Annotated in this window: 15 protein-coding genes; 5 read left to right on the top strand and 10 right to left on the bottom strand. The window is 62.4% G+C overall.

Annotation, left to right across the window (positions count from 1 at the left end; all coding sequences use genetic code 11):
• The 7 genes from I5M_RS12055 to I5M_RS12025 form a co-directional block, all read right to left on the bottom strand.
• A partial coding sequence (locus I5M_RS12055; RefSeq protein ID WP_244431986.1) for an enoyl-CoA hydratase/isomerase family protein occupies positions 1 to 449 on the bottom strand: 449 nt, incomplete at its 3' end.
• Positions 421 to 1,140, bottom strand: a complete 720-nt coding sequence (locus tag I5M_RS12050) for an ABC transporter ATP-binding protein (RefSeq protein ID WP_022721637.1) — start codon at positions 1,138 to 1,140, stop codon at positions 421 to 423. The genes I5M_RS12050 and I5M_RS12055, both read right to left, overlap by 29 nt.
• Positions 1,133 to 1,858 (bottom strand): ABC transporter ATP-binding protein, encoded by a 726-nt coding sequence (locus I5M_RS12045; RefSeq protein WP_022721636.1) that lies wholly within the window; start codon positions 1,856 to 1,858, stop codon positions 1,133 to 1,135. Before I5M_RS12045 ends, I5M_RS12050 begins: the two co-directional genes overlap by 8 nt.
• Positions 1,855 to 2,886 carry a branched-chain amino acid ABC transporter permease gene (locus I5M_RS12040; RefSeq protein ID WP_083909567.1) on the bottom strand — a complete coding sequence of 344 codons (1,032 nt, stop codon included), beginning with the start codon at positions 2,884 to 2,886 and terminating at the stop codon, positions 1,855 to 1,857. The genes I5M_RS12045 and I5M_RS12040 overlap by 4 nt, the downstream gene beginning before the upstream one ends.
• A complete protein-coding gene (locus I5M_RS12035) occupies positions 2,870 to 3,739 on the bottom strand; it encodes a branched-chain amino acid ABC transporter permease (RefSeq protein ID WP_022721634.1) in 870 nt (289 codons plus the stop codon). Before I5M_RS12035 ends, I5M_RS12040 begins: the two co-directional genes overlap by 17 nt.
• Positions 3,740 to 3,946: 207 nt before the next feature.
• Positions 3,947 to 4,477, bottom strand: a complete 531-nt coding sequence (locus I5M_RS12030; protein WP_031336150.1) for a flavin reductase family protein — start codon at positions 4,475 to 4,477, stop codon at positions 3,947 to 3,949.
• 88 nt (positions 4,478 to 4,565) lie between these two features.
• Entirely contained in the window at positions 4,566 to 4,910 is a 345-nt protein-coding gene (locus I5M_RS12025; RefSeq protein ID WP_244431985.1) for a VOC family protein, read from the bottom strand.
• Positions 4,911 to 5,477: 567 nt separating this feature from the next.
• Between I5M_RS12025 and I5M_RS12020 the strand changes: the two genes are divergently transcribed.
• Positions 5,478 to 6,101, top strand: a complete 624-nt coding sequence (locus tag I5M_RS12020) for an Lrp/AsnC family transcriptional regulator (RefSeq protein ID WP_022721631.1) — start codon at positions 5,478 to 5,480, stop codon at positions 6,099 to 6,101.
• 164 nt (positions 6,102 to 6,265) lie between these two features.
• Complete coding sequence (gene ribB, locus I5M_RS12015) at positions 6,266 to 7,342, top strand: 3,4-dihydroxy-2-butanone-4-phosphate synthase (RefSeq protein ID WP_022721630.1); 1,077 nt, start codon at positions 6,266 to 6,268, stop codon at positions 7,340 to 7,342.
• Here ribB and I5M_RS12010 read toward each other — a convergent pair.
• Positions 7,301 to 8,239: a helix-turn-helix domain-containing protein gene (locus I5M_RS12010; protein WP_022721629.1), complete on the bottom strand. Its 939-nt coding sequence runs from the start codon at positions 8,237 to 8,239 to the stop codon at positions 7,301 to 7,303. The genes ribB and I5M_RS12010 overlap by 42 nt on opposite strands.
• A gap of 91 nt (positions 8,240 to 8,330) precedes the next feature.
• Between I5M_RS12010 and I5M_RS12005 the strand changes: the two genes are divergently transcribed.
• Genes I5M_RS12005 through I5M_RS11995 form a run of 3 tightly spaced genes read left to right on the top strand, consistent with a single transcriptional unit; the run spans position 8,331 to position 11,499 of the window.
• Positions 8,331 to 10,406 (top strand): FUSC family protein, encoded by a 2,076-nt coding sequence (locus tag I5M_RS12005; protein ID WP_022721628.1) that lies wholly within the window; start codon positions 8,331 to 8,333, stop codon positions 10,404 to 10,406.
• The gene (locus I5M_RS12000) at positions 10,403 to 10,621 is read left to right on the top strand and encodes a DUF1656 domain-containing protein (protein ID WP_022721627.1); all 219 of its coding nucleotides are present in this window, start codon (positions 10,403 to 10,405) and stop codon (positions 10,619 to 10,621) included. The genes I5M_RS12005 and I5M_RS12000 overlap by 4 nt, the downstream gene beginning before the upstream one ends.
• 14 nt (positions 10,622 to 10,635) lie before the next feature.
• Entirely contained in the window at positions 10,636 to 11,499 is an 864-nt protein-coding gene (locus I5M_RS11995; protein ID WP_244431984.1) for an HlyD family secretion protein, read from the top strand.
• A 9-nt stretch (positions 11,500 to 11,508) separates the two neighbouring features.
• Here I5M_RS11995 and I5M_RS11990 read toward each other — a convergent pair whose 3' ends face one another.
• Positions 11,509 to 12,240 (bottom strand): hypothetical protein, encoded by a 732-nt coding sequence (locus I5M_RS11990; RefSeq protein WP_022721625.1) that lies wholly within the window; start codon positions 12,238 to 12,240, stop codon positions 11,509 to 11,511.
• 38 nt (positions 12,241 to 12,278) lie between these two features.
• A complete protein-coding gene (locus tag I5M_RS11985) occupies positions 12,279 to 13,856 on the bottom strand; it encodes a ShlB/FhaC/HecB family hemolysin secretion/activation protein (RefSeq protein WP_307705638.1) in 1,578 nt (525 codons plus the stop codon).
• Positions 13,857 to 13,876 lie beyond the last annotated feature (20 nt).

Genomic DNA, 13,876 nt, shown 5'->3' with positions numbered 1-13,876 from the left:
CCCACCGCATAGCCGCGCACCGCGCAGACGATCGGGCCGGGATAGTTCTCCATTGCCACCAGGAGTTCGTGGAAGAGCCGGATGCGCGGACGCGCGACATCGATGCCGACGACTTCCTTGATGTCGCCCCCGGCGCTGAAGAAGCGATCACCACTCCCAGTGAGAACGATACCCGGCGGGTGCTCGTCTTCGGCAAGGCCCTTGATAGCGTCCAACAAGGCGACGATGAGCTGCGCGTTCAGCGCGTTGGCCGGCGGCCTATTCATGGTGATCGTGGCAATGTCACGATCACGTTCGATATAGAGAGAACCTTCGGCACTCATGATGGGGACCTCAGCAGGAGACGGCAGGATCTGCCGTGAGGGAAAGTCGATCGGTAACGGCGGTGCGCAGCGCTCGACGTCAAAGTGACCGCGCGCCTCACATGCCGAGGTAGGCGCGCTGGACATCAGGATTTTCGAGCAGTTCGCCACTCGATCCGTGCAGCACCACCGAGCCGTTCTCGAGCACATAGCCGCGGCTGCTCAGCGCCAGCGATTTCGCGACGTTCTGCTCGACGAGGAGCACCGTGATGCCCTGGTCGTTGAGGGATTTGACGACGCCGAACATCACGTCGGTGAGAGCCGGTGACAGCCCGATCGACGGCTCGTCGAACATCACTACTTCGGGCTTCGACATGATCGCCCGGCCGATCGCCAGCATCTGTTGCTCGCCGCCGGACAGGGTGCCGGCGAGTTGATGTCGGCGCTCGCGGAGCCGCCCGAACAACTGATAGACGAAATCCAGAGTGCCCGCCCGCTCTTGTTTGGCTCGCTTGAGCGAGCCGCCGATGAGCAGATTGTCCTCGACCGAGAGCGCGCCGAATATCTGGCGGCCTTCCGCGACCTGAGCGATGCCCAGTTCGCAGATGTCCCAGGGCGGTCGACGTGAGATTTCGATCCCGTTCATCCGGACGGAGCCACGAGACGACGGCACGATACCCGCGATCGACCGGATCAGCGACGTCTTGCCGGCGCCGTTGGCTCCGACAACACAGATCAGTTCGCCCCGGCCGATGTGCAGCGACACGCCGTTCAGCGCATTCGAGCCGTCATAGGCCACGCACAAATCGTCGATGGTGAGAAGCGCATCGTCAGGCATGGAAGCCGGCTCCCAGATAACTCTCCAGCACGGCAGGATCCGCAACGACCTGCGACGGCTCGCCCTCGGCGATCTTGGCGCCGTGGTGGAGCACCACGACCGTCGAGGCCACGTCCATCACGATCCGCATCACATGCTCGACCAGCAGGATCGTCAGTCCGTGCTCCGCGAGTTTGCGCAGTACGCCGACGACACCCGCCGCTTCGGTCGGCCGGAGCCCGGCCATCACTTCATCGAGCAGCAGCAGCTTGGGCCGGGTCGAGAGCGCCTTGGCCATCTCCAGCATTTTGCGATCAGGCAGTGTCAGTTGATCGGTGCGGGCACTGGCCTTGCCGGCCAGCCCGACGCGTTCCAGCGACTCATAGGCCTTGGACCGCGCTTCCTTGACGTTCGTGGTCCAACTGAAGGCGCCCACCATGGCGTTCTCCAGCACCGACATATCCTTCATCGGGCGGACGATCTGGAAAGTCCGCGCAATGCCCATGCGGCAAACCGCTTCGGGCGGGTTGCGCTCGATCGCGCGCCCCTCGAACAGCACTTGCCCTGCGGTCGGGCTCAGCGCGCCGGCCACGAGATTGAAGCACGTGGTCTTGCCTGCGCCGTTCGGGCCGATCAGTGCGGTGATGCGCCCCGCCTCCAGCGAAAAGCTGACGTCGTTGACCGCGACCAAGCCTTGAAACGACTTGGTCAGGTTCCTCACTTCGAGCAGCGCGGTCATTCCTCGACCTTCCGCAGTTGTGAAATCCGGCTGCGCGCCGGAAGCTGAACCGCCTCATAGAGGCGCACGACGGCCGGCCAGATGCCGTCGGGGAGGAACCAGACGACCAGGATCAGCACAGCGCCGTAGGCGACACTGTTCAGCCCGGGAATGCCAAGGCTGTCGCCGAGCGAACCCATGGCATGGTGCAGCGGAATTGCCGCCATCGAGCCGATCAGCGGACCGAAAGCAGTGCCCAGCCCGCCGACGACGGGGCCGATCAGCACATCGACCGAGATCCCCATGCCCATGATCGAATCCGGAAAGATCGAGCCTTGCACCAGGCCGAGCACACCGCCGCCGATCGCAGCCCCGGCCGCCGATATCGAGACCACGAGAACCTTGTGGCGAAAGGTCCGCACCCCCAGCGCCCGCGCGGCCTCGTCATCGTCGCGCATCGCCCGCCAGACGTAGCCCCAGTAGGACCGAGAGATCAGCTCTGTTCCCGCCACGCCGACGGCCGCGAGCACGAGCGCCACGAAGTAGTAGAACTGCGAGTCGCCGCGGAGCATCGCAAGGTCCATCGTCCCGCTCGGCGCCGGATAGAACAGCCCCTGCATGCCTCCGACATAATCCCATCCGCCGAACATGATCCGGGCGAATTCGGCGGCTGCGATCGTGAGCAGCGCGAAGTAGATGCCACGAACCTCGAAGCGGAAGCTCAGCCACGCCAGCACTGCGCCGACGACACCTGCGATCGCCGCCCCAAGCAGCAGACCGATCCACGGGGTGATGCCGTATTTGATGTTCAGGATCGCGACCGCATACGCGCCGATGCCCACGAACAAGGCATGGCCGATCGACAACTGGCCGCCGATCCCAAGCATGAGGTTCCACGATTGCCCCATGAACGTGAATAGCAGCACGATCGTCAGAAGAGAGATAACGTAGGCGCTCGAGACGCCTCCCACCACGGCGAGGACAGCAAAGACCGCAACGCCGGCGCCCCACCGCTTCGCGTCGCTGGCTTGATCAGATGTCCTTTGCACCGAAAAACCCCCTCGGACGGAAAATCAGGATGATGATCAGCAGCGCGTAAGGAAGTGCCGTCTTCATCGACGGCGTGAACATCAGCGCCGCGATCGCTTCGGCGACCCCGATCGTGAGGCCGCCGAGAAGAGCACCACCGAAGCTGCCGAGACCGCCGACGATCACGGTCACGAAGGCCAGCAACGTGAAGTCGACGGCCAGATACGGCTGCGCATCGAACAAGGGAGAGATCAACGCGCCGGCGACGCCAGCGCAGGCCGCTCCGATCCCAAAGGTCACGGCATAGACGCGAGGGATGTTCAGCCCGACGACCAGTCCACCCAATCGATTATTGGCCGCGGCGCGCAGCGATCGGCCAAATGTCGAATACTTCAGATAGGCGCCCAACGCGGCAATCAGCAGACCGGCGGTGGCAGCCGCTTGAATGCGTGCCCAATCGAGTGTGAGCGGCCCGACCTTGACCGTCTGGAACGAAAGCTGAGAGGCTGTCGGCCGCGGGTCCGGGCCAAATGACATCAGAAGCACGCCGCTGAAAAGCAGCGAGAGGCCGATGAAGACGATGAACTGATAGTGGTGCGGCCGATTGACGAACCGCTTGACGACAAGAGTCTCCAAAAGATAGCCGAACAGAAACATCACGACTGCCGCAATGGCGGCGGCGACAATGATCGGGACGTCCCAAATTCGTACGGTCCAGTATCCGATGTAGACCCCGAACACGACCATTTCGCCATGCGCGAAGTTGACCACGCGCATGACACCGAAAATGATCGTGAGGCCGAGCGCGACAAGCCCGTAAACCAGCCCGATCAGTACGCCGCTGGCGAGGACGTTGAGCCACAGCGACAGCATCACCGAAGGCCCGCCGACGGAAGCGCAAGGCGGCCTTCTGAAGTACATCCTCTCGCATGACGGCACATCGGCGCTGCCGTCTCGCGATACGCATGATCGAGCATCTCGCGACTGGCCCGACTGGAAAGGCCTGTTTTCCCGTGCATATCAATCGGCTCCGTTCAGACTGTAGCGGAAGCAGTATCGCGTCGAGGTTCGTCGCGTCGCTCAAAGAGCTCTTGGGGCTCCGAACGATCCATCGACATAAACGAGCGGTTCGCTGCCGGCTCTCGTGGTCTGAGCCACGACCTGGCCGGTGAAGATGGTGTGACTACCTGCGCTGTGCGCATCGACGACGCGGCAATCGAAACTGCAGATCGCTCCGATCAGACTTGGCGCGCCGGTTTTCAGACTGCACCACAGGCCGTCGCCGAAGCGGATATCGCCCTTGCTGCCATCCTGACCGGAAAAGGTCCGCGCCAGTCCGAGGTGCTCGACGCCCAGGATATTCCAGCAGAACGACTCGCTGCTGAGGATCGTGTCATGAGCTCCCGCAGACCGATTGACGCAAACGAGCACGCTCGGGGGAGCTGTAGACAGCGAACAGCCCGCCGTCAGCGTCAGACCATGGCGGTTCGGCGCCTGGCCCGTGGTGACGATCGACACGGCCCCCGGCACATGACGCATCGCAGAGCGGAAGTCAGCGGCATCGAACGGAACAGGCTCGGGCAGCAACGAGGCAGGCGCTGAGTTGGGCATGGCTCTCTGATTCATAGCAAGGATGCACTCTCTGTCGTCGATGGACGGGACGCGGGATCGTGCGCGCCCGCCCAGACGAACGTCTGGTCTATCTGGCGGCCTGGTAGAACTGGATGACGTTGCCAGCCGGATCGCGCAGCTTCACCGCACGGCCGTGACCGGCCATGTCTCTGACCGCATCGACTTGAGCACCCGCGGCTGCGGCACGCTCCATCGCAACCTCGAGGTTGTCGACATCGAAGACGAGAACAGCATCTTTCAGTTGTTCCGACACGGACTCCGATGGCCCGGCGACACAGAAGGCAGCGGGGTCGCTCACGAACTGAATCCACTTGTCCGGATCGGCGAAACGCACCCGCAGACCCAGGCCTTCGTAGAATTCGGCCAAGCGTTTGGGGTCGTCAGCTGTCAGATAAACTTGCTTGAGTTTCACGCTCGACAATCCAATCGTTCGCCGCCCAATGCGATCGATGAATAGTCGGCCCAACCTGTCAGCATTACTGCTTGAACAGCGGGTATCGCCGATCGTTCGTCAGCATATTATGCCGCCGCCACCTCCGGTCCGCGTGAGCTCGCTTTCCAATTGAACTCGGCGCCCCTGCCGACGACCGGGCGTCAGTTCAAATCGACCGAGGCCGCCGCTTCGCTTAGTCCAACGCGGCGGCGTGGTCGAAATCAGGTGTGATGCCGAAGGCCATCGGGCAGCGGGCCATCGCGGCCAGGGGCGAGTAAGAGACAAGCTCGCGCGAACAGCGCTCCTAATCGGTGCTCGATAGTCAATCTGCATCTCGCATGTGCAAAAAATGTTTCGAAATTAGGCAATCAAGTCTTTGGCCGCAATGCACAACGCTTAGTTTGACTGTTTTTCGATACAAGTCGGCGATTTGTCGAAATCCCACAAAAGGAATTGCGGTTAGCGTTTACCGCGGAATTGTCATCAACCCGTCAAGGCGGGGGTGGTGCAAGCCGAGAAAAGACTGCCAGACTTGGGAGACACGCGATGACCACAACCTCTCTTGATAGAATCGACATCAAGATCCTGACCGAGCTCCAACAAAACGCCAGTCTGACCAATGTCGAGCTCGCATCACGCGTCAATCTCTCGCCGTCGCCGTGCCTTGCGCGCGTCAGAACACTCGAAAAACTCGGCGTCATCGACCGTCGCATCGCCCTTCTCGATCCCGCCGTGCTGGGGATAGGCGTGACCGCTTTCATACAAATCAAGCTGGAAAAACAGATCCAGACGTCGCTCGAGAGTTTCACGCGGTCCATCGACCGTCTGGCGCAAGTCATGGAATGCTATCTAATGACGGGTGACAGCGACTACATGCTCCGCGTCATGGCCTCCGATATCGAAGATCTCGAGGACCTCATCGTCAATAAGCTCTCGCGCATTCCCGGCGTTTGCAGCATTAAGTCGAACCTCGCCCTCAAACGGATTTCCCACAAGACGGTCTTGCCACTCGACACTAATCGACCGGTCACCGTGAAAGCCTGCGGCAATCCATCTCGTCCGCTGGAGCGCACCGCGAGACCTCGATACGATGCAACCAGCGCGTCTCCACCCGAATCCCCTGTCGGTCTCAGCGCTCATTATCCCAGCTACAGCGTCGAAAGGCTCTGATGCGGCTGGGAGGCCGATCCGCGAGCTAAGGCCACGCGTCAATGATAACGACGACAGATCAGCAAGCGTGCCCGAGTTGCACTCCGCGCCTGAGAACCCGGACGTCGCGTCGACGAAGCACACCTGAACGTCAGGGATCGGAGTAATTTGGAGTGACTGCATCAATGACTGCATCGGTGAAAGCAGCACTGGCGGCATTCGCCGCGGGCGAAATTCTTGTCGTGACCGACGATGACGACCGTGAGGGCGAAGGTGACCTCGTTGTCGCCGCTTCGCTGTGTACGGCCGAGAAAATGGCCTTCATCATCCGCAATACATCGGGAATCGTCTGCGCACCCATTACGGTCGAGGACGCCAGACGCCTGCGGCTTGATTTGATGGTCCTCAACAACGACTCGGCGCACACGACTGCGTTTACCGTGTCGGTGGACTACAGACCGGATAACGGAACGGGAATCTCGGCCGAAGAGCGCGCGTCGTGCTGCCGCGCCCTCGCTAATCCCAACGCCGGCGCCAGCGATTTCTGCCGGCCGGGACACATTTTCCCCCTGATCGCAAAGGAGGGAGGCGTGCTGATGCGCTCCGGCCATACCGAGGCCGCCGTCGATCTGTGCAAACTGGCCAACCTCGAGCCGGTCGGCGTGATCAGCGAGCTGATGAACGACGACGGCTCGGTGATGAAGGGACCGCAGGTCGCAGCCTTTGCCGACAAGTATAAGCTGAAACACGTCACCATCGCCGATCTCATCCGCTTCCGGCAGGCTCGCGAGACGCTGATCGAGCGCGTCTCCAGCGTCACCGCGGACAGTCCCATCGGTCCGCTCCAGGGCTACTCCTACCGCTCACCGTTCGACCCCATCCACCACGTCGCCTACATCTATGGTGACTTGGGCGACGGCACCAACGTACTCACACGCTTCTACAAGCCGAACATTCTGCGCGATCTGTTCTCGGGCCAGGAACAGGCGAAGATGAATGTCATTCTGCAGCGTTTCAAGGATAACGGCAGCGGCGTGCTCGTCTATCTGCGCGACGGCGCAGCGGGTGTTCCGTCGGCGCCGCTGCGGCCGGTCGCCTCCCGTGAGGATGATCGAAACCGGGAATGGCGAGAGATCGGCGTCGGCGCCCAGATCCTACGGGATCTGAAGATCACCTCGATCCGTCATCTCACGTCTTCAACGCATCATTTCAAGGGATTGTCAGGCTTCGGCATCGAGATCATCGGAAACGAAGCGCTGTAGTTGCTGCAAGCGACGTTGCGAAAGCCCGTTGATCGCGTCGCGCATACCGGGCATCCGGCGGAGCTTGCAGTCGGTCTCCGGGCAAGTCTGTCCCGGGTTCGTCTGACCGGCTTCGCGCTCGGAGAAGTAGCGCGCCGGCGATTTTCCCAGCGCCTTCTTGAACATGGTGATGAAGGCGCTCACCGATTCGTAGCCCAGCGCCCCTGACACCGACTGAACCGTGTCACCGGCAGATAATCTCTGGATGGCGACGATGATCTGCAACTGTTGACGCCAGCGACTGAAGGTCATGCCGGTCTCGGCGAGCACGATGCGCATCAGCGTCCGCTCGCCGAGCGCGACGGCTTGCGCCCACTCCGCTACGGTCCGGCGGTCCGCCGGATCGTCCATCAAGGCATCGGCGATGATGCGCAGTTTCGAGCTCCGCGTGATCGGAAGATGCAGCCGTTCGGTCGGCATGGCGATCAACTCGTTGAGCAGCACCGCAGCGATCTGGGCGGTGGGGCCTTGAGGATCGTAGAGCGGCAGCAATGTCGCCATCCGGTGGATCAGTTCGTGCAACAACGGCGAGATCGACAGCGTGCAGCATTCCTGCGGCACGCTCGCTGCATCCATGTCCACATAGAGAAATAGCAGGCTGGCATTGCCGCTGACGCGATTGCTGTGGGGCATGCCGCCGGGGATCCAGACGCCGCAGCGTGGCGGGACCATCCACAGACCGCTCGGTACTTCGCACGTCACTCCGCCGCGCAGCGCCAGGACGAGCTGCCCCTTGCGATGGGTGTGAACCGGCAACTCGTCTTCCTGCTCCTGCGTATCCACCATCACTGCCACGATCGGACGGTCCAGGAGGTCAGGATCGAACTGTCGGTAGTGGTGGTGAAGCGTGCCGCGCATTGTCATCTCTTAGCAATTAATTGGCAGAGTATCGAAATTCTTGCGAGGCGCCAACCCCTATGGTCTCCGTGGTTCACGGACGATCAGCCCCATGCCCTCACCCTTTCTGTCCCGGTTTCTTGCAGCAGTCGCGCCCGGCCGGCTCGATCCGAAATGGGCGCTGTTCTCGGCGAACTCCTTCATCGCGGCGATGCTGGCGATCTATCTCGCCTTCCGTCTCGGCCTCGAGCGGCCGTATTGGGCGATGCTCACCGTCTACCTGACCGCACAGCCCTTCGCTGGAGCGGTCAGATCACGCGCGGTCTATCGTTTTCTAGGGACATTGCTCGGCGCCTGCGCGGCGCTGGCGCTGGTGCCGGTCCTGGTCGATCAGCCCATGTTGTTATCGGTTGCTGTCACGGCCTGGGCCGCGCTCTGCCTTTATATCTCCCTGCAGGATCGCACCCCGCGCAGCTATGCTTTCCTGCTGGCCGGCTACACCGCGACTACCATCGCGTTCTCGAGCGTCAACATGCCGGCGATGGTGTTCGAGACGGCGCTGTCGCGGGTCGAGGAAATACTGCTCGGCATCGGCTGCGCGACCCTCGTGCACACTCTGCTGTTTCCGAGCGACGTCACGACTCCTGTTTTGAAATCGCTCCGCACCGCTTTGTCGGACGCCTTCGCCCAGACCACCGACGTGTTGTCCGCGCGAGCCGGCAAAACCCCGGTGACGGATCGCTGGAAGCTCGCCGCCGACATCACGCAAATCGAAATCCTGTCGACGCATCTGCGTTACGACACCGCCGCGAGCAAGCCGGACCAACGTGCGATTAGCGCCGTGCAGGACCAACTTTCCTTGGTCTTGCCGCTCCTGCTGTCGGTCGAAGGCGGCCTCGCCGCGTTGAACCATCAGCGCTCGGCCAAGCTGAACGACCTGCTGGTCGAGCTCGCCGACTGGACGCGCGCGCCGGATCGGTCGCCTGACCGTGCGGACGATCTGATCAGACAGTGCACTTCGTTCGAAGCCGCCGACCGGGACGATCGCAGCGAATGGGATCGTCTGATCGAAGCCGGAACGGTGGCCAGACTAGCCACGCTGATCGAAGCGCTGGCTGCCGCGCAGAGCCTGTGCGGCGCGCTGCAGTGCGGTCATCGAACATCCGCCTGGAGCAAAGCTGGCCTCAGGCATCGTTCCGGACGGCGACGCCTGCACAGCGATCCCGGCCTCGCCGTTCTGTCGGTCGTGGCTCTTGTTGTCGCCGTCCTCGGCTGCTGCGTCGTCTGGATCGCGGCGGCATGGCCGGAAGGCGGCACCGCTGCGCAAATCGCCGCGATCGCCGCGGCACTCTACAGCAGTCTCGACGATCCCGCGCCGACGCTGATCTCCTACGCGCTCTGGACGTTGGCTTGCCTGCCGATCGCCGCGATCTATTTGTTCGTGATCTTCCCGGCCATCACCGGCTTTCCGATGCTGGTGTTCTCGCTGGCACCGACCTTTCTGGTGATCGGCTATCTGCAGGCCAATCCCCGGCATTTCATCAAAGCGCTGGCGCTCGGCCTCGGCCTAATTGGCGCGCTCGACCTTCAGAACAAATTCAACGCCGACTTCGCTGTGTTCATCAACAGCAATGCGGCTGCGGTCATCGGACTTCTCGCTGCGTTCGTTGCGATCAGGTTGCTGCGTTCACTGCCCGCATCAGGCGCGGCGCAGCGTCTGCTGCGCCATGGCTGGGCCGATCTGACGAGATTGGCCAACGCACGGCGGCCGATGAGCCGTGCCAGATGGACCGGCATTATGCTCGATCGATTTGGTCTGCTTATCCCGCGCCTCGCCAACTCGGGTGCGAAGATCGAGGTCGAGGCCCCTCGCTCACTGGCCGCATTGCAAATCGGCCTCGATCTGCTCGCGCTGAGACAATCCGCAGAGCATGATGTCACGCGCAGCGATCCTGGACTTCAGCAGCTTCTACCCAGGCTGTCGCGCGCATTCCGCTGGCTGGCGCGCGACAACGCAAAGCTGAAGCCCGACGATGCTCAAGCCCTTCTCGCCGCGATCGACAACGCCCTACGCGACACACCCGGCGACCCGATCAACCGCCGGCAACGAAAGCTCGCGTTGATCGGCCTACGCCGCACGATGTTTCCCGATGCCCCTGCCCCATCGTCCGGCGGGGCCTTGCGATGAACGAGGAAATCGCCATCGCCGGCGTCTACTTTCCGACGTTTGCCCTGGCCTGTGCTTGCGCGCTCGCGGCCTGCCTCATCGCCTCCGTGGCGAACCGCAAATTCATCGGCATCGATATTCGAAAGTATGCGTGGCACCCCGCGCTGTTCGACTTCGGCATCTTCGTCATTCTGGTCAAGATCTTCTACGTCGTTCTGGGAAAGCTGCCGCTATGACAATAATGAGTTCCATGTTTCCCCGTGTGATGCTCACTGTCCTGGTGGTGAGCGTCGCGGCACCGGTCGGCATCGGTATGTGGGAGCATTACGAAACGGCCCCGTGGACTCGCGACGGCCGCGTCCGCGCCGACATCATCGCCGTCGCTCCGGACGTATCGGGTCTTGTCGACGAGGTCCTCATCAAAGACAACCAACTCGTCCACAAAGGCGACGTCATGCTGCGGCTGGATCCCGAGCGTTTTCGCCTCGCGGTGAGCCAAGCCGAGGCCGCCTTGGCCAGCCGCAAAGCCGCAGCCGAAAAGGCCGGCGGCGATCGCGCCCGATACGAAAAGCTCAGCGAGGGAGTCGTCTCGCAGCAGCAGCGCGAGGCGGTCCGCGCCGCGGACCTGCAGGCAAAGGCGCTGTACAATCAAGCTGCCGCCGATCTGGCGATCGCACGTCTCAATCTCGACCGATCCGAACTCCGGGCGCCCGCAAGCGGTCGCGTGACGAATTTCGACTTGCGACCAGGCGCCTATGTTGCCGCCGGGCGCGGCATCATGGCGCTGATCGATACCGAAACCGTGCACGTCGAAGGCTATTTCGAGGAAACCAAGATTCCTCGAATTCATGTCGGCGACGTCGTCGATGTGAAGCTGATGGGTGGAGCTAAGCTGCGCGGCCGAATCGAAAGTATCGCCAGGGGTATCGAAGATCGCGACAGAACCCTCGGCTCAAGCCTGCTTGCCAGCGTCAATCCATCATTCTCGTGGGTCAGGCTCGCCCAGCGCATCCCGGTGCGCGTCCGGATCGAGAGCAAGGATATCGATCGTCTGATCGTGGGAACAACCGCAACGATCCAAGTCCATGTTCAAAATCGCGTACCACCGGGGTGACGAACGGACTCAGAACGAGCCCGCTGGCAGCCGATACACGTCCGGTGCCTTGGCGTCGGCGATATAGAACAGCAGGAGATTGCTCGGCGTCAGGATGCGCTGATTGTCGGTGCCCTGGGTCATCGCGCCCTGCAGAATCATCATGACGGTGCGATCCTTGGCGTCGCTGCCGCGGAACATCAACAGGCCGCCGGCGATCGGCATGTTGGTGGCGATGGTGTCCGGCTTGAACCCCTCACCGACGAAATGCGAGCGCAGCACACTGGAATTGGAGAACAGCTGCTCCGGCGTCATCTTCTCGTCGGTGGCCTTGGACCACGCCAGCGACACCTGGATCAGCTTCTTGGTCTGATAGCCGATCACATAAGACACTTCAGCCGTGCCGCCACCGGGCAGCACTTCCGGCACTTTGACGATCAGCACCTTGGTGCGTTCGCCCGGATTAGCCTGCTCCTTGATCGCATCCGGCTTGACGCCGAAGTCCTTGACGATCGCATTCTTCACTTCGGCCTCGTTCATGCCGAATTTGGCCGAGCGGAATCCGTCGACTTCGGCCTCCGCTCCGGCATCGACACGGGTCGGAGCGGACGGCGTCGCCGCGGAAGCCGCAGGCGCGGCCTGCGCCGGACGCTCACGCTTGACCGCCGGTGCAGCAGCCTGGCTCCGCGCCTCGCTCTGGATCCCGATCACCAGCGCCGATGCGGCGATCAGCAGGGACAGGCGTGAAATCTTCATGGTCATTGGTCGTTTCCTTTCGGTGGTTGCGCGCGAGCGCGCGATCATTTGACGTTCAGCAGGGCCAAAGGCCGGAAGCTGACGCGTCCGTAAAATTCGCCATGTGATTGATTGGGGACGACGGGCCGCCAAGGCACGCCGAAGCTCGCCTCCAGCGTCAGCGACTCGACCGGCGTCCAGGACAGCCCGGCGCCGGACGAATTCAGGATGGTTCGATGCGGCGCGGTCGAATACACCGAGCCGCCGTCGATGAAGACGAAGAGATCGAGCCCCTTTATCACGTCCGACATGTTCCGGTGCAGCTCGGCGTTGTAGTAATAGCCGCTGTCGCCGGCGACCACGTTGGTCGGGAAACCGCGCACCGTGGTCGGGCCGCCGACCGAAAACAACTGATCGCCAGGGACCAGCTTGGCGTAGGTGTACTGATAGCTGCCGAGCCCGACGGCGTAGAAGTCGAGCGGAAATTTCACGGTGCCGTTGAGCGTGCCGGTCGTGGTGTCGAAATTGCGCACGCCGCCGAAGATCTTGTCGGTCCAGACCACGTTGTTATAGGCCGGCGCGAAGGTGAACGAGTAATTGTCGCCGATGGCGCTGATCGAAACGCCGCCCGTCGCCTTCTGATAACGACCGCTGGTGATTGCCACGCCGGTGAAATCGGTCTCCGAGTTGCCATAGGCGTAGGCGCCGATCGCCTGCATCAGCCAATTCTGATTGGCGATGAACGGCTGCGACACGTTCACCGCCGCCTGGTCGGACTTGCCGGTGACGTTGAAGGATTCGAACGGACCGCGGATGACCTTGATTTTGCCGTCGGTGTAGCTGACGCCAACCCGACCACCCCAGGGATTGAACGGCATGTTGTAGGCGACGTTGCCGCTGAGATTGCCCTCCGACTTGATGCCGTAGAACGTGAAACGGTCATCGATGCCGGCGAGACCATGCAGCTTGTAGTAGACGCCGAGCTGGCCGCGGCCGGTGGTCTGAACGCCCTGGTTGTCGGCGAACAGCTGCAGCGTGTTGCGTGCCGGCTCGATGGCCGCGAGTTGCAGATCGGTGAGACCGAAATCGGCGCCCGGCTGCAGCAGTGCCTTGATCTGGACGTCGTTTGTGCGGTTGAACCAGGTGACGTCGTTGGTCAGCTTCGGCACATCGAGCACTTCGCCCGGCGGCGGATGGATGCTCCACTCGATGTAGCGCGTCGAGGTCTGCTTGTTGCCTTCGATGACGGCCTTCTGCAGCTTGCCTTCGGTGAGCGCCACCTTGATGGCGCCGGCAGTCGCAGTCTGCGGCGGCAGCGTCGCGATCGCGGTGACGATGCCGCGGTCGACATAAAGCTTGTTGACCTCGGCCACCATGGTCTGCAGCCCGGCGATATCGATCTGCTGGCCGATATACTTGGCGGCGATCGCGGCGAGTTCTTCCTTGGACAGGAATGCGGAGTTGTCGAACTCCACGTTCTTCAGCAGAAAACGCGGGCCGCCGCCGGGGATGACGATCGCGGGCGGCCGCGCGGGGCCGGTCACCGCCGGCCCGAGCTGCTTCGGCGCCTGTTGCTGCTGCTCGATGCGCTGGCGCTGACGTTCGACATCGCGCTCGATCTGGCCGGGATCGACCTGCGGCAAGGCCGACTGCGCCGATGCGG

The sequence above is a fragment of the Rhodopseudomonas sp. B29 genome (assembly GCF_000333455.1).
GTDB lineage: Bacteria > Pseudomonadota > Alphaproteobacteria > Rhizobiales > Xanthobacteraceae > Rhodopseudomonas.
This window is presented reverse-complemented; position numbering and strand designations above follow the sequence as displayed.

Coding starts and splice junctions, on each gene's coding strand:
- I5M_RS12035 (WP_022721634.1), bottom strand. CDS start 3,739: ATGCTGTCGCTGTGGCTCAACGTCCTCGCCAGCGGCGTACTGATCGGG.
- I5M_RS12000 (WP_022721627.1), top strand. CDS start 10,403: ATGAACGAGGAAATCGCCATCGCCGGCGTCTACTTTCCGACGTTTGCC.
- I5M_RS12010 (WP_022721629.1), bottom strand. CDS start 8,239: ATGCGCGGCACGCTTCACCACCACTACCGACAGTTCGATCCTGACCTC.
- I5M_RS12030 (WP_031336150.1), bottom strand. CDS start 4,477: ATGCCCAACTCAGCGCCTGCCTCGTTGCTGCCCGAGCCTGTTCCGTTC.
- I5M_RS12020 (WP_022721631.1), top strand. CDS start 5,478: ATGACCACAACCTCTCTTGATAGAATCGACATCAAGATCCTGACCGAG.
- I5M_RS12005 (WP_022721628.1), top strand. CDS start 8,331: ATGCCCTCACCCTTTCTGTCCCGGTTTCTTGCAGCAGTCGCGCCCGGC.
- ribB (WP_022721630.1), top strand. CDS start 6,266: ATGACTGCATCGGTGAAAGCAGCACTGGCGGCATTCGCCGCGGGCGAA.
- I5M_RS11990 (WP_022721625.1), bottom strand. CDS start 12,240: ATGACCATGAAGATTTCACGCCTGTCCCTGCTGATCGCCGCATCGGCG.
- I5M_RS11995 (WP_244431984.1), top strand. CDS start 10,636: ATGTTTCCCCGTGTGATGCTCACTGTCCTGGTGGTGAGCGTCGCGGCA.
- I5M_RS12050 (WP_022721637.1), bottom strand. CDS start 1,140: ATGCCTGACGATGCGCTTCTCACCATCGACGATTTGTGCGTGGCCTAT.
- I5M_RS12045 (WP_022721636.1), bottom strand. CDS start 1,858: ATGACCGCGCTGCTCGAAGTGAGGAACCTGACCAAGTCGTTTCAAGGC.